The following is an 18089-nucleotide window of genomic DNA, read 5'->3' as shown; positions in this document are numbered from 1 at the left end:
AACTGACGATGCTGTGCCGGGCCTGCCATGTCCACGTCCGCCGCGACTTCCCGTACTGCCTGCGCTGCGGGACTCTCCGCAAGGGCGCGAGCGTCGCCGCGTTCGACGCCCCGATCCTGACCTGGGGCGACCAGCGCGTCCCGCTGCAGGCCGCGACGATCACCATCGGGCGCGAGCCCGACAACGACGTCGTCGTCGACCACCCGAGCGTCTCCCGCCACCACGCCCGCATCACCCGCACCGCGGAGGGGTTCGCGGTAGCGGACCTGGGCTCGTCGAACGGCACCGCGGTCACCCCGCTCGGCGGCCGGGAACGCGAGCTCGGATCCGGCGAGACCGCGACGCTCGCCGACGCCACGACGATCGCCGTCGGCGACGTCGACGTCCGCTTCGAACAGCCCCGCTCGGCGGCGATCGGGTCCCGCACCCAGCTGCGCGGGACCGAGCACACGATGCTCGGGGTCGCGCCCGCGGCCGGCCCCGACGACGCCCCGACGGCGACCGAGCCGCTGGACGCCCGCCCGCGGCGGCGCAGCGGCTGGGCCCTGAAGGACGTGCCCGGGAACCAGGGGCAGTGGGTGCTGCGCAGCACCCGCACCAACCAGTACCTGACCCTCGACGAGCGCGACGTCTTCCTCTGGGAGCGCCTCGACGGGGAGAACTCGATGCGCGACCTGCTCTTCGCCTATCTCGAGGAGTACGGCGAGCTCGCGCTGCCGCGGATCGAGTCGACGGTGCGGTCGTTCGCCGACGCCGGCCTCGTGCGCGGGCTCCCCGGCGACGTCGAGGAGGTCGGGATGTGGCGCCGGCTCGGGCGGGCGCTGGTCAAGAACCTCATCCGCGTCGAGCTGTCGATCAAGGGCTTAGACCCGTTCGTGGAGCGCGTCTACCACCGCGTCGGGTGGCGGCTGTTCACGCCGATCGCGGTGTTCCTGCTGTGGATCCTCACCCTCGGCGGGCTGGTCGCCTTCGTCCGCGCGGGCTCGGAGCGTCCGCTGTTCGACTTCGGCGGGGCCGGGTGGATCGGCGCCGTGGCCACCTTCGCCGGCTACCTCGTCGCCACCGCCCTGCACGAGGGAGCACACGCGCTCGCGGTGAAGTCCTACGGGCGACGGGTCAACCGCGGCGGGTTCCTGCTGATGATGGGCATGCCGTTCGCGTTCGTGGACACCAGCGACATGTGGTTCGGCACGTCCTGGTCGCGCATCGTCGTCGCGGTCTCCGGTCCCCTGACGACGACGGGGCTGGCCGGGGCGGCGAGCGTCGCGGCGATCACCGTGCCGGACCCGCGGGCCGCGGGGATCTGCTACACCCTCGCCGCGGGCCTCTACGTCAACACGCTGTTCAACCTCATCCCGCTGGTCCCGCTGGACGGGTACCAGGCGCTCGCGGACGCCCTGCGCACGCCGCGGCTGAAGGAGGAGGCCAAGGAGTACTTCTCGGGCGGGTTCCTGCGCGACCTGCGGTCCCGCCGCCGACCGGGCGCGAAGCAGATCGGGCTGGTCGTCTTCGCGGTCGCCTCGATGATCTGCCTCTACGGCATGCTCGCGATGTCGGTGATGACCTGGAACAGCCGCGTCGGCGGCCTGCTGCGCGCGAACGTGCCCCAGCCCTGGCTGACGCTGGTGGTGGTCGCGGTCGTCGCCGTGGTGATCTTCCCGGTCTGGTACCCGCGCGCCCGCACCCTGGTGCGGCGGTGGCGCGAGGGCCGCAGCCGGCGCAAGGAGGCCCCCGCGGAGCCGGCGACGCAGGCCGCCTGACCCCGCGGGCTACCGCTTCCCGCGGACCCGCTTCTCCCGGACACGCACGTTGATCTGCACCGGGGTGCCGGTCAGCGGGAAGGTCTCGCGCAGCTTGCGCTCCAGGAAGCGCCGGTAGCCCGCCTCGAGGAACCCGGACGTGAACAGCACGAACGTCGGCGGCCGGTTCTGGGCCTGCGTCGCGTAGAGGATCTTCGGCTGCTTCCCGCCGCGCACCGGCGGCGGGGTCGCGGCGACGACGTCGGCGAGCCACTGGTTGAGCTGGCCCGTCGGCACGCGGCGGTCCCAGTTGTCCAGGGCGGTGCGCATCGCGGGGGCGAGCTTCTGCACCGCCCGGCCGGTGCGGGCCGAGATGTTCACCCGCTCCACCCACGGGAACCGCACCAGTGCCCGCTCGAGCTCGCGCTTCATCGCGTACCGGCGGTCCTCGTCGACGAGGTCCCACTTGTTCATCGCGAGCACCAGCGCGCGGCCGGCCTCGGCGACCTGCGTGGCCACCCGCAGGTCCTGCTCGGCGATCGGCTCCGACGCGTCGAGCAGCAGCACCGTGACCTCGGCCGCCTCGATCGCGGCCTTGGTGCGCAGGCTGGCGTAGTACTCCATGCCGGATGCCTGGTTGACCTTGCGGCGCAGGCCGGCGGTGTCGACGAGCTGCCAGGTCTCGCCGTCGATCTCGACGAACGAGTCGACCGGGTCCGTCGTCGTGCCCGCCGTGGAGTCGACGACCGCCCGGTCCTCGCCGGTGAGCTGGTTGAGCAGCGACGACTTGCCGACGTTGGGCTTCCCGACGAGCGCCACGCGCCGCGGTCCGCCCTCGAGGTCGACGTCGTCGCGCGGGGACTCCGGCAGCACGTCGAGCACCGCGTCGAGCAGGTCGCCCGAGCCGCGGCCGTGCAGGCCCGACACCGGGTACGGCTCACCGAGTCCGAGCCGCCACAGCGCCGGGATCTCGCCCATGCCGCGCTCGTCGTCGACCTTCGTCGCGGCGAGCAGCACCGGCCGGTCCGAGCGGCGCAGCGTGCGGGCGGCGGCCTCGTCGACGGTCGTCGAGCCGACCTGGCCGTCGACGACGAGCAGGATCGCGTCGGCGGTGCGCATGGCGGTCTCGGCCTGGGCGGAGATCGCGGCCTGCATGCCCTTGGCGTCCGGGACCCAGCCGCCGGTGTCGAGCAGCGTGAACCGTCGGCCGTTCCACAGCGCGTCGTAGGCGACGCGGTCGCGCGTCACGCCCGGCACGTCCTGCACGACCGCCTCGCGGCGGCCGAGAATGCGGTTGACCAGCGTCGACTTGCCGACGTTGGGGCGCCCGACGACGGCGAGGACCGGCTGGGCCGGGCGTCCGTCGTCGTCGGACATCGCCTCCGCGCCGAGCTCGGCGGGGAGTTCCTGCGTCACGTTCATCCTCCGTTCGGCATCCCGGACTGCACGAGCGCCGGGATGAGCATGCCGCGGTCCGCGGCCAGGTCCTCGAGTCGGTCCAGGACGCCGTCGACGTCCAGGACCGAGGTATCCACCTCGACGGCGTCGTCGGCGGCCCGCAGCGGTGAGGCGGCGCGCGACGAGTCGAGGCGGTCGCGGCGGGCGAGGTCGGCGCCCGTCGTGCTGGTGTCGGCCGCGCGGCCCGCCGAGGTGTCCTCGGCGCTGCGGCGGCCGGCGCGGACGTGGTCCGACGCCACCAGATAGATCTTCAGCGGGGCGTCGGGCTCGACGACGGTGCCGATGTCGCGCCCCTCGACGACGATCCCGGCGCCGTCGGCGACGGTCTCGGCGACGATGCGCCGCTGCTCCGCCACCAGGTGCTCGCGGACCTTCGCGAACGCGGACACCGCCGAGACGTTCCGGGTGACGTCCGCGCCTCGAATCTCGGCGCCGACGTCCTCACCGGCGAGCCGCACCCGCGGCTCCGCGGGATCGGTGGACATCTGGAGATCCGCAGTGGTGGCGACGGCGACCGCGTCGTCGTGCCCCTCGGCGTCGGTCCGGGTGGCGTCGAGCGTGATCCCGGCCCGCATCACCGCGAGGGTGGCCGCCCGGTACATCGCGCCGGTGTCGAGGTAGCGGGCGCCGAGACGCATTGCCAGGCCCCGTGCCGTGGTGGACTTTCCGGTGCCGGAGGGTCCGTCGACCGCCACGACTCCCTGGAGCACCATCTCCGGCCGGTCCACGGCACGCCTCCCAGCGTTCTACGACACCCGTCCGGAAGACCATTGTGCCTTACGGCTAGAGGCCGACCGCCTTGTAGAGCGCCCCGACCTCGTCACGTCCCAGCCGGCGCAGCGTGCCCACCCGCTGGTTGCCGAGGTGCACGTCCCCGACGGCCGTGCGGACCAGGCGTTCGACCGGTTTGTCGACCGCCTCGAAGATCCGCCGCACGATGCGGTTCCGGCCCTCGTGCAGCACCACTTCCACCATGACCCGCGAGCCGGACCGGTCGATCACGCGGAAGCTGTCGACCGCCGCGGGCCCGTCGTCGAGCTCGACGCCGGTCCGCAGCTGCTTGCCGAGGTCCTTCGCGATCGGGGTGCGGATCTCGGCGAGGTAGGTCTTCGGGATCTCGTATGACGGGTGCATCAGCCGGTTGGCCAGCTCGCCGTCGTTGGTGAGCAGCAGCAGGCCCTCGGTCGCGGCGTCGAGGCGTCCGACGTGGAACAGGCCCTTCGTGCTGCCGGCCTTCTCGAGCACCACGTCGCCGACGCAGCGGCGGCCGTGCTCGTCCCACATCGTCGAGAGCATCCCCTCGGGCTTGTTCAGCGCGAGGTGGACGGTCTCGACGTCGGTGACGACGCGGGCGCCGTCCACGTGGATGACGTTGACGTCCGGGTCGACGCGGCGGCCCATCTCCTGGACGACCTCGCCGTCGACCTCCACCCGACCCTGGCGCATCAGGATCTCTGCCTGCCGCCGCGAGGCCACCCCGGCCTCGGCGAGCACCTTCTGCAGGCGGATCCCCTGCTCACCCTCGGTCACAGTGCCCCAGGGTAGTCGGTCAGCCGTGCCGGACCTCGTGGTCGGTGACCTCGCGGGTGTGCAGGCGCCAGTAGTGCTCGGCGATCTCGTCGGGGTCGTAGTCGGTGCCGGAGGCGACGGGGCCGCCGACGGTCACCGACGCGACGTGGACCCGGTCCTGCCAGCCGGTGAGGATCTCCACCAGCCCGCGTACCCCGACCTTGCCGAGCGAGAGGCTGGTCAGGCCGGGGAGCGGCGTCGGCATCCCCGAGGTGATCACGAAGCTGCCGCCGGTCATCCGCGGGAGGAGCACCCCCGCGGTCGTGATCGCGCCGACGACGTTGACCGCGTAGGTGTCGAGCATCGCCGCCTGGTCGAGCTCGCCCGGCTCGTCCTGACGGATGATCGCCGCGTTGTAGACGACGGCGTCGGGCACGCCGTGGGTCCCGACGAAGGCCGCGAGCGCATCCTTCAGAGCCGCTTCGTCGGTCGCGTCGGCGGTGCGGGTCCAGGTGGTGACGTCGTCGCCGAGCGCTGCGGCCGCCGTCGTCAGGGTGGCCTCGCTGCGGGCGATCAGCCCGACGACGAAGCCCTCCCGGGCGAAGCGGCGGGCGACGGCGGTCCCGAGGCCGGGGCCGACCCCGACGATGATCATGCTCGGCACGGTTCTCCCGATGTCAGGATGGCGCCTTTCTGACGTCCTGTGGCAGCGATGGTCCATCGCTGACATCCCAGCGCCCTCACAGCTCGTCGATGTCGTCCACCTCGGGCAGCAGCGGGGCGATCGGCGGGAGCTCGTCGAGCGAGCCCAGGCCCAGCCGCTCCAGGAACATCTCGGTGGTCCGGTAGAGCGTGCCGCCGGTCGACGGGTCCAGGCCCGCCTCGACGATCAGCCCGCGCGCGGTCAGCGTGCGCATGACGCCGTCGACGTTGACCCCGCGCACCGCCGCCACCCGCGACCGCGTGACCGGCTGCCGGTAGGCGACGACGGCGAGGGTCTCCAGCGCCGCCCGGGTCAGCCGCGCGCGCTGGCCGTCGAGCACGAAGCGCTCCACGTACGGCGCGAACCGCGCCCGCGACGCGTAGCGCCAGCCCTCGTCGGTGCGCCGCAGCTCGAAGCCGTGCGTCTCTAAGGACTCGGCGAGCCGCTGCAGGGCCTCGGTCACCCGCGCCGCCGGCTCCTCGAGGACCTCGGCGAGCTGGCCCGCGGGCACCGGGGCGTCCACGACCATGAGCACCGCCTCGATCGCGGCGTCCAGCTGGGCGTCCTCGCCCAGCGACGGGAGGTCCTCGTCGTCGTCCGGCGTGCTCACGGGGCCTCCGGGTCCAGGGCCGCCGTCCCGCGGTCGTCGGAACCCGGCGCCCACCGGACGGCGAGCTCGGCGAACGCCTCGTCCTGGTCCAGCGCGACCTGGCGCGACCGGTACATCTCCAGCACCCCGAGGAACCGCCCGACGACCTCGATCCCCTCGGTCGCGTTCTCGCACAGCTGCGCGAACGTCATCCGGCCGGCGTCCTGCAGCCAGCCGGCCATGATCTCCACCTGCTCGGGCACCGAGACCGTGGAGGCGTGCAGGTGGTCGATCCCGACCGTCGGCGGGGGCGCCGGACGGAACACCGCCGCGGCGATCTCGGCGAACCCGGCCGCGTCGACACCCAGCTCCACCGGCGGCAGCAGCTCGGCGAGCTCGGGGGGCAGCGACACCGCCCGGGGCCAGCGGCGTCGCGCGGTCCCCTCGAGCTCGCGGAACAGGGCCGCGACCTGCTGGTAGGCGCGGTACTGCAGCAGCCGGGCGAACAGCACGTCGCGCGCCTCGAGCAGCGCGAGGTCGTCCTCGTCCTCGACCTCCGCGGCCGGGAGCAGGCGGGCCGCCTTGAGGTCGAGCAGGGTCGCGGCGACGACGAGGAAGCCGGTGGTCTCCTCGAGGTCGGCGCCGTCGCCGAGGGCCGCGGTGTAGGCGATGAAGTCGTCGGTCACCCGGTGCAGCGCGACCTCGGTCACGTCCAGCTCGTGGCGGCCGATAAGCTGGAGCAGCAGGTCGAACGGGCCGGTGAAGTTCTCCAGGGAGACCTGGAAGCCGGCCCGCTCCTCGTCGGGGTCCGGGGCGGCCGGGTCGAACGGCTCGGAGAGTGCCGTCACCGGGCGATGACCTCTCGTGCCAGCGCCCGGTAGGCCTGCGCGCCCTGCGAGCGGGTCGCCCACCGGGTGATCGGCTCGCCGGCCACCGTCGTCTCCGGGAAACGGACGGTCCGGTTGATGACGGTGTCGAACACCAGCTCGCCGAACGCCTCCACCACGCGGGCCATCACCTCGCGGGTGTGCAGGGTGCGCGGGTCGTACATGGTGGCCAGGATGCCGGTGATCGCCAGCTCGGGATTCAGCCGGTCCTGCACCTTCTCGATCGTGTCCATGAGCAGCGCCACGCCGCGCAGCGAGAAGAACTCGCACTCCAAGGGGATCAGCACCCCGTCCGCGCAGGCCAGCGCGTTGACGGTGAGCAGCCCGAGCGAGGGCTGGCAGTCGACGAGGACGTAGTCGTAACGGTCGAGCGCGGGCGCGATCGTGCGCCCGAGCGTCTGCTCGCGCCCGACCTCGGTGACCAGCTGCACCTCGGCGGCGGAGAGGTCGATGTTCGAGGGCAGCAGGTCGAGGCCCTCGACGCCGGTCGGCCGGATGACGTCGTCGATCGTCACCCGCCGTTCCATGATCAGGTTGTAGATCGTGATGTCGAGCTCATGGGGCTGGACGCCCAGGCCGACCGAGAGCGCGCCCTGCGGGTCGAAGTCGACGAGCAGCACCCGGCGGCCGTACTCCGCAAGCGCGGCACCGAGATTGATCGTCGAGGTGGTCTTGCCGACCCCGCCCTTCTGGTTGCACATCGCGAGGACGGTCGCCGGCCCGTGGGAGGACAGCGGCGTCGGTTCGGGGATCTCCCGACGGGGCCGGACCGTCGGGTCGAGCGGGTCCACCGGCGAGCCGCCCGTGGACCCGGTCCCGGTGCCCGCCTCCGGCCGGGCCGGGTCGGGCGGCGGGCCCATGCGGAGGGACTCGGCGTCGAACAGCGGTGCCGACATGCCCCCGAACCTCCTCCTGCCCCGTCCCGTCGGGTCCTCCGACCGGACCACCCCGACTGGGTGGACACGCCGTGACCCGGTCACCGCTCAGGCTAGGCAGACGGTCCGAGCGGAGCCATCGCGACTCGCCGGGTGTGGCACGTTCGCCGTTCGGGCACGTCCACCGAATGACTCGCGTCACAGGATCCGTCACCGAGGGTGCACCGCCGCGGTCCGTGCTGGGCCGCGCCCTCGGCGTCCTGGAGTCGTTCACCGACGCCTCGCCCGAGCTCGCCCTCGCCGACATCGTCGCCGCGACCGGTCTGCCCCCGGCCACCGCGCACCGGTTCGTCGCCGAGCTCGTCGAGTGGGGCGCCCTCGAGCGGGTCGGCCGGGGCCGCTACCGGATCGGCATGCGGCTCTGGCGCATCGGCGCCCTCGCCCCGCACGCCCGCAACCTGCGCGAGGCCGCCCTGCCCCCGATGCAGGATCTCGCGGCGGCGACCGGGCACGTGGTGCACCTGGTCGTCCTCGACGGGCACCGGGCGCTGTTCGTCGAGCGCCTCGCCGGGCAGCACGACACGACGGTGCGCTCCCGGGTCGGGCGCGACATGCCGCTGCACGCGAGCGGACCCGGCAAGGTGCTGCTCGCGCACTCGCCGTCGCGCCTGGTCGACGAGGTCCTGGCCCGGGGCCTGCCGCGGCTGGCCCCCGGCACCATCACCGACGCCGGCCAGTTGCGCGACGCGCTCGACGACATCCGCCGCACCGGCTACTGCCTCTCCCGGGAGGAGATGACCGAGGGCACGGCCTCGGTCGCCGCCCCGATCAGGGACGCCGAGGGCCGCGTGGTGGCCTCGCTCGCCGTCGTCGTCCCGGTCACGGCCGCCCTGCCGCCGTTCCTCCCGGCCGTGCAGATGGCCGCCGCGGCGGCGTCGCGGCGGATGAGCCGTCGGGCGGACTGAGCCGATGAGCCGGTGATGTGCCGGTGATGTTCCGGTGACTGAGAGGACCGGCTGACCGTCGTCGTCGACCGCTCCCATACTCCGGGCACGGGTCGTGACTGAGCCGTCACGCCCGGCTGGGAGGTGGCTCATGTCCGCACCGACGACCGCTCCGGCGGCCTCCGGCTGGGTGCGCGGGCTGTGCTGGTCCGCGGTCGCGCTGGAGGGCTACGACCTCGTCGTGCTCGGCGTGGTCATCCCCGTCCTGCTACGGGACCCGACCTGGGCGCTCACGCCCGCGAGCGCCTCGCTCGTGGCCACGATCGGCCTGGTCGGCGTCATGATCGGCGCGCTGGCGGTGGGCCCGGTGTCCGACCTGGTCGGGCGGCGCCGCACCCTCGTCGCCACCGTCGTCGTGTTCTCGGTGCTGAGCCTGGCCTGCGCGGCGGCCCCGGGGGTCACGACGCTGATCGTGCTCCGGTTCCTCGCCGGCCTCGGGCTCGGCGGGGTGCTGCCGGTGGCCCTCGCGATGGTCGCCGAGCATGCTCCGGCCCGCCGGGGCAACGCCGCGACGACGATCATGATGACCGGCTACCACGTCGGGGCGGTCGCGGCCTCGCTGCTCGGGATCTGGTTGATCGGCCCGCTCGGGTGGCCGGTGATGTTCGCGCTCGGCGCCGTGCCCGCCCTCGCGCTGGTGCCGCTGATGCTCACCCGCCTGCCGCGGGACACGGCTCCGGCGCGGGGCGCGGAGTCGGCCCGGCGCGTCCGCAACCCGGTCGGCGAGCTCTTCCGCGACGGCTACGCCCGCCCGACGATCGCGTTCTGGGTGGCGTCGTTCATGGGCCTGCTGCTGGTCTACGGGCTCAACACCTGGCTGCCGGAGATCATGCGCAGCGCCGGCTACCCGCTCGGCGCCGCCCTCGCGCTGCTGCTGACGCTGAACGTGGGCGCGGTGATCGGGCTGCTCATCGGCGGCGGCGTCGCCGACCGGATCGGGGTGCGGACCGCGACGATCACCTGGTTCGCGCTCGGGGCGGTGTTCCTCGCCCTGCTCTCGGTGCGCCTCCCGGGAGTCGGGGTGTACGCGGTCGTGCTGCTCGCGGGCATCTTCGTGTTCTCCGCGCAGGTGCTGGTCTACGCGTGGGTCGGCCGGCTGTACCCGGCCGCGATCCGCGGGTCGGCGCTGGGCGCAGCGAGCGGCGTCGGGCGCCTCGGAGCGATCACCGGCCCGGCGCTCGGCGGGGCGCTGCTCTCGGCCGGCCTCGCGAACCCCTGGGGCTTCTACGCGTTCGCGCTGGTCGCGGCGCTGGGCGCGGTCGCCGTCCTCTTCGTGGGCCGGACCCGGGAACCGGCGGAAGTGGCGGTGGCGGCCGAGCCCGACCGGACGACGAGCTGAGGTGCCCGTGGACGATCCGCCCTTCCCACCCCCGCGCCGGACCCTCGCCCGTGCGGGTGCCTCGCCGACCGGACCGTTCTCGGTGACCGCGTGGGCAGCGGACCTGACGGCCGGCCCTCCCCCGGTCAGCCCCCCGCCCCGGGTCAGCCCCTCCCCCCGCGGCAGCAGTGGCGCATTCCTGTCAGCTGACGAGCGCCATGAGGGGAGCACGCCGATAGCTCGCTCCGGGGCGGACGTCCGAGCCGAGCACGACCCGCCGCCCGACCCCGTCCCCGATCCCGCCGGGCGCACCGTCCGCGACGCCGCCTTCGACGTGCTGCGCCGCCGCGGCCTCGACCGGATCTTCGCCAACCCGGGCTCCACCGAGATCAGCCTGCTGACCGATCTGCCCGACGACCTCGAGTTCGTGCTCGCCCTGCACGAGGGCTCCGTCGTCGGGCTGGCCACCGGCTACGCGACGGCGACCGACCGGCCCGCGCTCGTCGTCCTGCACACCACGGCGGGTCTGGGCAACGCCGTCGGCGCGCTCGCGACGGCCCGGGTGAACCGGACGCCGCTCGTCGTCGTCGTGGGCCAGCAGGACCGCCGCCACCTGGCGTCGCAACCGTTCCTCGCCGGCGATCTCGACGGGCTGGGCGGCTCGTACCCGGTGTGGACCACGACACCGGTCCGGCCCCAGGACGTCCCCGGTGCCCTGGACCGGGCGTTCCACGAGGCGCAGACGTCCCGCGGCCCCGCGGTCGTCGTCGTACCGAGCGACGACTGGGCCGAGCCCGCCGACCACCGCACGCTGCCGAGCCCGGTCGCGGTGCGCCGCGGGTACGCCCCGGACCCGGAGGCGGTGGCCGAGCTGGCCGCCGTCGTCGGGAACGCCCGGTGCCCGGCGATCGTCGTGGGCGCCGACGCCGACACCCCGCGAGCCTGGGACGCGCTCGTCGGCCTCGCCGAGCACCTGCTCGCGCCGGTGTGGCAGGAGGCGTTCGCCGCGCGCGCCGGGTTCCCGCAGGACCACCCGCTCTTCGCCGGGCACCTCCCCCCGGAGCGCGCCACCCTCCGCGCGGCGCTCGGCGCCTACGACCTGCTGCTCGTCGTCGGGGCGCCGGTGTTCCGGCAGTACCAGTACTCGCCCGGCGAGCTCGTGGAGCCGGGCACGACGATCGTGCTCGTCGGCGACGACCCCGAGGACGTCCACCACAGCCGCGCCGACCTCGCCCTGCTCGCCGACCCGGCGCTCACCGTGACCGCCCTGACCGCGGCGCTCCCCGCCGCGTCGCATCCCTGCTGCGCCCCGCCCGCCCCGCACGAGGGGAACCCTCGGCCGGATAGAACGACCGAATCCTCCCCTCGTGGTCCGGACGCGCCGCTCGACCCGCCCGTCGTCTTCACCGAGCTCGCGGCCCGGCTGCCGGCCGACGCGGTCGTCGTCGAGGAGACCCCGTCGTCGCGCCCGGACCTGCACCGGCTGGTCCCCGCGCGGGCGCCGCTCGGGTTCCTGTCCGCGGCGCAGGGCGGGCTCGGGTTCGGCGTGCCCGCCGCGATCGGCGTCCGGATGGGGGCACCGACGCGGCCGGTCGTCGCGGTGGTCGGTGACGGCTCGACGCTCTACGGCGTGCAGGCGCTCTGGTCGGCGGCGCACTACGGCGTCGGGGTGCTCGTGCTCGTGATGGACAACGGCCGCTACGCGATCATGGACCGGCTGGCGTCCGAGGCGGGCGGGAAGGCGCCGTGGCCGGGGTTCGCCGAGGTCGACGTGGCCGGGCTCGCGACCTCGCTCGGCTGCCCGTCCCGCCGGGTGGGCACGCACGGAGAGCTGACCGAGGTGCTCGACGACGTGGTGCCCGGGCTCGCCGACCGCGAGACCCCGCTCGTCGTCGTCTGCTCGCTGGACCTCACAGCCGTGTGACGACGGCGGGTCGCGGATCGCGCCCGGCGTCACCGTCTCGTGAACACGGTGCAACACCCCTTCTCCCCCGACTCGACGCATGGCTGACTCGTGGTCGAGATTGGTCGGACCACTCGACCACTCGAACCACTGGAGAAGGCCGTGACCACACCGTCGAGCCCGCCGCCGCCCGACGTCGTGCTGCGCGACGCCCGGCTGCCCGACGGCAGCGGGCCTGTCGACATCACCGTCGACGACGGCCGCATCACCGCGATCGGCACCTCCACCACGGCGACGACGGTGATCGACTGCTCCGGTGACGCGGTGATCCCCGGGCTCATCGAGCCCCATCTGCACCTCGACAAGGCGCTGCTCGACGCCGAGGAGCCCAACCCGGACGGCACGCTCGCCGCCGCCATCGAGATCACCGGCCGGCTCAAGGCCGCGTTCACCCGGGAGTCGGTGGCCGAGCGCGCCGGGCGCCTGCTCGAGCAGGCCGTCACCCACGGCACCACCGTGATCCGGGCCCAGCCCGACGTCGACCCGATCGTCGGCCTCACCGGGCTCGAGGCGATGCTGGCGCTGCGCGAGTCCTACGCCGACCTGGTCGACCTGCAGGTCGTGGCCTTCCCGCAGGAGGGCATCCTGCGCTCGCCCGGCACCGAGGACCTGCTGGTCGAGGGCCTGCGGGCGGGCGCCGACGTCGTCGGGGGCTGCAGCTACCAGGAGGCGACCCTCGACGAGTGCCGTGAGCACGTCGACCGGGTCTTCGCGCTGGCCGAGCGCTTCGGGGTGCCCGTCGACATCCACGCCGACCTCGCCGACGACACCTCCGACCCCCGCTACGCGCTCGCCGAGCACATCGCCGACCGGACGCGGGCTCACGGGATGGGCGGTCGCGTGACGGTCGGGCACATGACGTCGCTGGCGAGCCTGGTGCCCGACGCCCGCAAGCGGGTCCTGGGCGAGCTCGCCGACGCGGGCGTCGCGGTGGTCGTCCTGCCGATGACCGACATGCACCTCGGCGGCCGGAACGACGAGGTCAACGTCCGCCGCGGGATCGCGCCGGTCCGCGCCCTGCTCGACGCCGGGGTCCGCACCGGGCTCTCGTCGAACAACGTCCGCAACGCGTTCACCCCGTTCGGCATCGCCGACGTCCTCGACGTCGCGCTCTTCCTCGCCCAGACCTCCCACCTCGCCGGGCCCGACGACATGGCCCGCCTCGTCACGATGGCCACCGACGACGCCGCGGCCATCGTCGGCCGCGGCGACCGTCACGGCCTGCACGTCGGTGCCGACGCCGACCTCGTCGTCCTCGCGGCGCCCAACGCCACCGAGGCGCTGCTGGCCCGCGCCGACCGCCGGTACGTGCTCAAGCGCGGCCGGGTCGTCGCCACCACTGAACGCACCGTCCAGCTGCACCGTCGCCGCTGACCCGACCCCTCCAGGGGGACCCATGCGACTGCGACTCCCGAACGAGATCGTCTCCTCGATCCTGGCCGCCACCACCGCCTTCATCGGCGGCAACGCCCTGAACCTCCCGGTGTGGGGGATCTTCATCGGCTGGGCGGCGACCTTCCTCGCCGGCGGACCGACCCGGGCGACGCTGGTGAAGCTCTGGCCGACGATGGCCGCCGGGTCGACGTTCGCGCTGGTCATCGTCCTGCTGGACACGGCACTGAAGCCGGGGTCCGGGCAGCTCGCGCAGGACGCGGTGCTCGCCGTGATCATCCTGGTGGTCAACACCGCGCTGATGTACGCGGGCCGGACGCGGGCGCTCGCGCTGATCCCCGGCATGTTCCTGGGGTTCGCGTCGTACTTCGCGACGATGTTCGGCGGGTTCGGCTTCGCGCCGTCGAATCCGTGGGCCGCGTGGGTGTCGGTGCTGGCGATGAACGCGCTCGGCCCGGTGTTCGCGCTCGTCGCGCACGCGATCGCCACTCGGTCCGCGCCGGCGACCGACACCGGGGCCGCCGCCCACGACGCGGTGCCGCGCCCCGCCCCGTCGTCGGGCGATCCCGCCCCGCAGCACTGAGACCCCTGGAGCCCGTCGATGACCGTTCCCCCGCTCCCGCAGCGCCGCACCCGCGGCGTCGGGGTCGAGATCGCCGCGCACCTCGAGCGCCTCATCGCGACCGGGGAGCTCGCCCCGGGCGCGAAGCTGCCGCCCGAGCGGGAGCTGGCCGAGTCCCTCACCGTGTCGCGGGGCTCGGTGCGCGACGCGCTGGGGCACCTCGAGTCGAAGAGCCTCGTCGAACGGGTGCAGGGCCGCGGCACCGTCGTCTGCCTGCCGCCCGCGCAGGTCGGCGAGCTCCACGCCGGGCTGGACGAGACCGAGAAGGAGCTCGCCGACGTCGCCGAACTGCGGGCCGTCGTCGAGCCCCGGATCGCCGAGTTCGCGGCGCTGCGGGCCACCGCGTCGGACCTGCTGCAGCTCGACGACATCCTCGCCCGCTCGCACGACGGGCTGGTCACCGCGGACTCGGTGCGCCTCGACGTCGAGTTCCACTCCGCGCTCGCCCGCGCGAGCCAGAACCCGCTGCTCGCGACCGTCAACACGCTCGCCTGCTCGTGGACCCCCGACGTGCGGCGCCGCTCGCACACCACCCGCCGCGCGCGCCGGGTCTCGGTCGAGGGGCACCGGGCGATCCTCGCGGCAGTCCGGGCCCGCGACGGCGAGGCGGCGCGGGCGGCGATGGCCGACCACCTGCGCGCCGTCGCCGCCCTGACCCGTCTGGCCACCGACGAAGGAGCCGGCTCATGACCGTGGCCCCGGAACGCCTCGCGAAAGCACTCGCCGCCGTCCCACCACTGGACGGTTCCGGCGCCGACCTGCCGTCCACCCCCGAGACCGTCTCCTGGGGCTGGATGCCCGGGGCCGGCGACGGACCGGTGCTCGAGGTCGCGCCGGGGTCCGTGGTGTCCGTCGACACCGTGAGCCACGAGGGCATCCTCGGCGACCAGGGCCGCGACCCGGTCCGTTTCTTCGGCGGGTTCGGGGTGCCCGGGGAGGCGGTGCTCGACGATGCCGCGGCGATCGCCTCCTCGCCGCTGTCGCACGACCCCTCCGCGGACGGGCCGCACGTCGTCACCGGCCCGATCGCGGTCACCGGCGCCCGGCCCGGCGACGTCGTCTCGATCACTGTGCTCGACCTCGTCCCGCGCGTGCCCTACGGGATCGTCTCCACCCGGCACGGTCTCGGGGCCCTACCGGGTGAGGTCATCGGCGACGACCCGGTGTTCAGCGCGTTCTGCCTGGTCGAGGACGGGGTCGGGTCGATCGCCCTGCGTGCGGACGACCCGGAACGGCGGGCCCGGTTCCCGCTGTCCCCGTTCCTCGGGTTCATGGGCGTGGCCGAGGCCGAACGGGTGCACTCGGTGGCGCCCGCGCGGCACGGCGGCAACATCGACGTCCGGCTGCTCGGGGTCGGCGCCACGCTGCACCTGCCGGTCCAGGTGCCGGAGGCACTCGTCGGGGTCGGGGACCCGCACTTCGCCCAGGGCGACGGCGAGGTGGCCCTGACGGCGTTCGAGGCGCCGCTACGTGCTTCTCTGCGCCTCGACCTGGTGCCCGCCGACGAGGCCGCGGCGCGGTTCGGGGCATTGTCCGGGCCGCTCGGCGAGACCCCCGACCTGTGGATCCCGATCGGTCTCGACCCGGACCTCGACGAGGCCATGCGCGACGCCGTCCGGGGCTCGCTGGACCTCCTCACCCGCTGCTACGGGATGGACCGTCGCCAGGCCTACGCCTACCTGTCGGTGGCGACGGACTACGCGGTCTCGCAGGTCGTCGACGGCACCAAGGGCGTGCACGGGTCCATCCGCAAGGCAGACTTCCGGTGACCGTCGCGTCCCCGGTGGACACGTCGGTGTGGCGTGTCGTCGGGGATCCCCTGGCGGCCGGGGTGCGGGGCGGGCCGCTGGCCGGGACGACCGTGGCGGTGAAGGACGTGTTCGCCGTGCGCGGGCACCCGATCGGCGCGGGCAACCCGACGTGGCTCGCTCAGGCGCCGCTGTCCGCCGAGCACGCCGCCGTCGTCGGGACCCTGCTCGCGGCCGGGGCCGACGTCACCGGCATCGCCCGCACCGACGAGCTCGCCTACAGCCTCGCCGGCACCAACGCCCACCACGGCGCCCCGCCCAACCCGGCAGCGCCCGACCGCATCCCCGGCGGCTCCAGCAGCGGCCCGGCGTCGGCGGTGGCGGCCGGGCTGGTCGACGTCGGGCTCGGCACCGACACGGCGGGCTCGATCCGCGTCCCCGCCTCCTACCAGGGGCTCTACGGGCTGCGGACCACGCACGGCGCCGTGTCCCGCGCCGGGATGCTGCCGCTGGCGCCGAGCTTCGACGCCGTCGGCTGGCTGACGCGCGACGCGGGGACGCTGCGACGGGTCACGACGGCGTTGCTGCCGTCGGCCGGGGTGGCGCCGGTGGTGTGTGGGGTGGTCGTGCCGGCGCTGATCGCGGGGTTGCCCGGCCCGGTGCGGTCGGCGTTCGACGAGGCCGTGGCCGGTCTGGGGCTGTCGTCGGTGGGGACCGTGGCGGTGGCCGCTGACCTGCTGGCGCGCTGGGCCGCGGCGTTCCGGACGGTGCAGGGGCACGAGGCGTGGGCCGCGCACGGCGCGTGGGTGGCCGCGCACCCGGACGCGCTCGGGCCGGACGTCGCGTCGCGGTTCGCCACGGCGTCGACGATCTCCGGCGACGAGGCAGTGGCGGCCCGCGCGGTCGTCGCCGAGGCGCGGAGCGCGCTGCGGGAGATCCTCGCACCCGGCGTCGTGCTGCTCCTGCCGTCGGCGTCCGGCCCGGCGCCCCGACGCGATGTCGTCCCAGGCGCCCCCGAGGTCGAGGCCGCCCGCGCCGCGACCCTGGGACTGACCTGCCTCGCCGGTCTGGCCGGGGCGCCCGCGCTGTCGATGCCGCTGATGACGGTCGACGGCGCACCGGTGGGGCTGTCGGCGATCGCGGCGCCCGGTTCCGATTCGTCCCTGGGTGCGCTGACGCGCTCGTGAGCAGTAATTGACGCTCTGGCGTCAATTACTGCTCACAGGCGCGAAGCGCACCTATCGGGACCGCGGATGCGACGTCGCGAACACCTCGCGCAGCGTGTCGACCGTGACCAGCGTGTAGATCTGCGTCGTCGTCACCGACGCGTGCCCGAGCAGCTCCTGCACCACGCGCAGGTCGGCGCCGCCGTCGAGCAGGTGCGTCGCGAACGAGTGCCGCAGGGTGTGCGGGGAGATCGACTGCGTCAGTCCCGCCCGCTCGGCCGCCTCGCGGATCACGTTCCACGCGCTCTGCCGCGAGAGCCGCGCCCCGCGCGCGTTGAGGAACAGGGCCGGGGTGCCGCGGCCGCGCGTCGCGAATCCCGGCCGCGCCCGCACCCGGTAGGCCTCCAGCGCCGCGAGCGCCGGGCGCCCGACCGGCACCAGCCGCTGCTTGCCGCCCTTGCCGGTGAGCACGACGGTCCGCTGCTCGGCGTCCACGTCGTCGACGTCGAGGTCGGTGATCTCGGTGATCCGGGCCCCGGTCGAATAGAGCATCTCGAGCAGCGCGCGGTCGCGGACCCCGCGCGGGTCGTCGTCGGGCGGCGCCTCCAGGAGCCGCGTCACCGTCGTGACGTCGAGGGCCTTCGGCAGGCGCTTGGCCGACGACGGCGGGTGCACGTCGGCGGCGACGTCGCGGACCACGAGCCCCTCGGCCAGCGCGAACCGGTGCAGCCCGCGGACGGCGACGACGGCGCGGGTGGCCGACGACGTCGCCAGCGGCCGGTGCTCGTCGTCGCCCCGGCGCAGCGCGATCAGGAACTCGCCGACGTCGCCCCCACGGACCTCGGCGAGCTCGGCCCGACCCGCCCGGGTGAGGTGCTCCAGGTACCGCTCGAGGTCGCGGCGGTAGTTCGACAGCGTGTGCGGCGACATGCCGCGTTCGACGTCGAGGTGGTCGAGGTAGGTGGTGACGGCGTCGACGAGCTCGGGTGCCGCCTCGCTCACCGCCATCCCGCCACCTCCCCGGGACCGACGCTAACCCGCGGCTACCGACGGACACGGGAACGACGCGATCTCGCCGTTGATCATCAGCACGCCACGCATGCGGGATGGCCGTCG

17 protein-coding genes are annotated in these 18089 nt (G+C 74.4%); 9 read left to right on the top strand and 8 right to left on the bottom strand.

Going from position 1 to position 18089, the window contains the following annotated elements; all coding sequences use genetic code 11:
- The first annotated feature begins 8 nt into the window (after positions 1 to 8).
- Positions 9 to 1760, top strand: a complete 1752-nt coding sequence (locus tag LQ327_RS15500) for an FHA domain-containing protein (RefSeq protein ID WP_230735187.1) — start codon at positions 9 to 11, stop codon at positions 1758 to 1760.
- Positions 1761 to 1769: 9 nt separating this feature from the next.
- On the opposite strand, the gene der is transcribed toward LQ327_RS15500, so the two are convergent.
- The 7 genes from der to LQ327_RS15465 all read right to left on the bottom strand — a co-directional run bounded on the left by der (position 1770) and on the right by LQ327_RS15465 (position 7781).
- Positions 1770 to 3116 carry a ribosome biogenesis GTPase Der gene (gene der / locus LQ327_RS15495; RefSeq protein ID WP_230736213.1) on the bottom strand — a complete coding sequence of 449 codons (1347 nt, stop codon included), beginning with the start codon at positions 3114 to 3116 and terminating at the stop codon, positions 1770 to 1772.
- Positions 3117 to 3157: 41 nt separating this feature from the next.
- Complete coding sequence (gene cmk / locus LQ327_RS15490; RefSeq protein WP_230736211.1) at positions 3158 to 3910, bottom strand: (d)CMP kinase; 753 nt, start codon at positions 3908 to 3910, stop codon at positions 3158 to 3160.
- Between the two features lie 70 nt (positions 3911 to 3980).
- Positions 3981 to 4727 (bottom strand): pseudouridine synthase, encoded by a 747-nt coding sequence (locus LQ327_RS15485; protein ID WP_230735186.1) that lies wholly within the window; start codon positions 4725 to 4727, stop codon positions 3981 to 3983.
- A gap of 19 nt (positions 4728 to 4746) precedes the next feature.
- Entirely contained in the window at positions 4747 to 5361 is a 615-nt protein-coding gene (locus LQ327_RS15480) for an SDR family NAD(P)-dependent oxidoreductase (RefSeq protein ID WP_230736208.1), read from the bottom strand.
- An 85-nt stretch (positions 5362 to 5446) separates the two neighbouring features.
- Entirely contained in the window at positions 5447 to 6019 is a 573-nt protein-coding gene (gene scpB / locus LQ327_RS15475; RefSeq protein ID WP_230735184.1) for an SMC-Scp complex subunit ScpB, read from the bottom strand.
- A complete protein-coding gene (locus LQ327_RS15470) occupies positions 6016 to 6846 on the bottom strand; it encodes a segregation and condensation protein A (RefSeq protein ID WP_230735182.1) in 831 nt (276 codons plus the stop codon). The genes scpB and LQ327_RS15470 overlap by 4 nt, the downstream gene beginning before the upstream one ends.
- A complete protein-coding gene (locus LQ327_RS15465; protein WP_230735180.1) occupies positions 6843 to 7781 on the bottom strand; it encodes a ParA family protein in 939 nt (312 codons plus the stop codon). Before LQ327_RS15465 ends, LQ327_RS15470 begins: the two co-directional genes overlap by 4 nt.
- A 215-nt stretch (positions 7782 to 7996) precedes the next feature.
- On the opposite strand from LQ327_RS15465, the gene LQ327_RS15460 reads away from it, so the two are divergent.
- The 8 genes from LQ327_RS15460 (at position 7997) to LQ327_RS15425 (ending at position 16994) form a co-directional block, all read left to right on the top strand.
- On the top strand, positions 7997 to 8725 hold the full coding sequence (locus tag LQ327_RS15460) for an IclR family transcriptional regulator (RefSeq protein WP_230735178.1): 729 nt from the start codon (positions 7997 to 7999) through the stop codon (positions 8723 to 8725).
- A 130-nt stretch (positions 8726 to 8855) separates the two neighbouring features.
- Entirely contained in the window at positions 8856 to 10103 is a 1248-nt protein-coding gene (locus LQ327_RS15455) for an MFS transporter (protein ID WP_230735176.1), read from the top strand.
- Positions 10104 to 10110: 7 nt separating this feature from the next.
- The gene (locus LQ327_RS15450) at positions 10111 to 12006 is read left to right on the top strand and encodes a thiamine pyrophosphate-binding protein (RefSeq protein ID WP_230735174.1); all 1896 of its coding nucleotides are present in this window, start codon (positions 10111 to 10113) and stop codon (positions 12004 to 12006) included.
- A gap of 141 nt (positions 12007 to 12147) precedes the next feature.
- Positions 12148 to 13419, top strand: coding sequence for an amidohydrolase family protein (locus LQ327_RS15445; protein WP_230735172.1), 1272 nt, complete (start codon positions 12148 to 12150; stop codon positions 13417 to 13419).
- A 22-nt stretch (positions 13420 to 13441) separates the two neighbouring features.
- The gene (locus LQ327_RS15440) at positions 13442 to 14020 is read left to right on the top strand and encodes a DUF1097 domain-containing protein (RefSeq protein ID WP_230735170.1); all 579 of its coding nucleotides are present in this window, start codon (positions 13442 to 13444) and stop codon (positions 14018 to 14020) included.
- Between the two features lie 18 nt (positions 14021 to 14038).
- The gene (locus tag LQ327_RS15435; protein ID WP_230735168.1) at positions 14039 to 14749 is read left to right on the top strand and encodes a FadR/GntR family transcriptional regulator; all 711 of its coding nucleotides are present in this window, start codon (positions 14039 to 14041) and stop codon (positions 14747 to 14749) included.
- A complete protein-coding gene (locus tag LQ327_RS15430) occupies positions 14746 to 15828 on the top strand; it encodes an acetamidase/formamidase family protein (RefSeq protein ID WP_230735165.1) in 1083 nt (360 codons plus the stop codon). Before LQ327_RS15435 ends, LQ327_RS15430 begins: the two co-directional genes overlap by 4 nt.
- Entirely contained in the window at positions 15825 to 16994 is a 1170-nt protein-coding gene (locus LQ327_RS15425) for an amidase (protein WP_230735163.1), read from the top strand. The genes LQ327_RS15430 and LQ327_RS15425 overlap by 4 nt, the downstream gene beginning before the upstream one ends.
- Before the next feature lie 51 nt (positions 16995 to 17045).
- On the opposite strand, the gene xerD is transcribed toward LQ327_RS15425, so the two are convergent.
- Complete coding sequence (gene xerD / locus LQ327_RS15420; RefSeq protein WP_230735161.1) at positions 17046 to 17981, bottom strand: site-specific tyrosine recombinase XerD; 936 nt, start codon at positions 17979 to 17981, stop codon at positions 17046 to 17048.
- Between the last annotated feature and the right edge of the window lie 108 nt (positions 17982 to 18089).

Source organism: Actinomycetospora endophytica (genome assembly GCF_021026375.1).
GTDB classification, from domain to species: Bacteria; Actinomycetota; Actinomycetes; order Mycobacteriales; family Pseudonocardiaceae; genus Actinomycetospora; species Actinomycetospora endophytica.
This window is presented reverse-complemented; position numbering and strand designations above follow the sequence as displayed.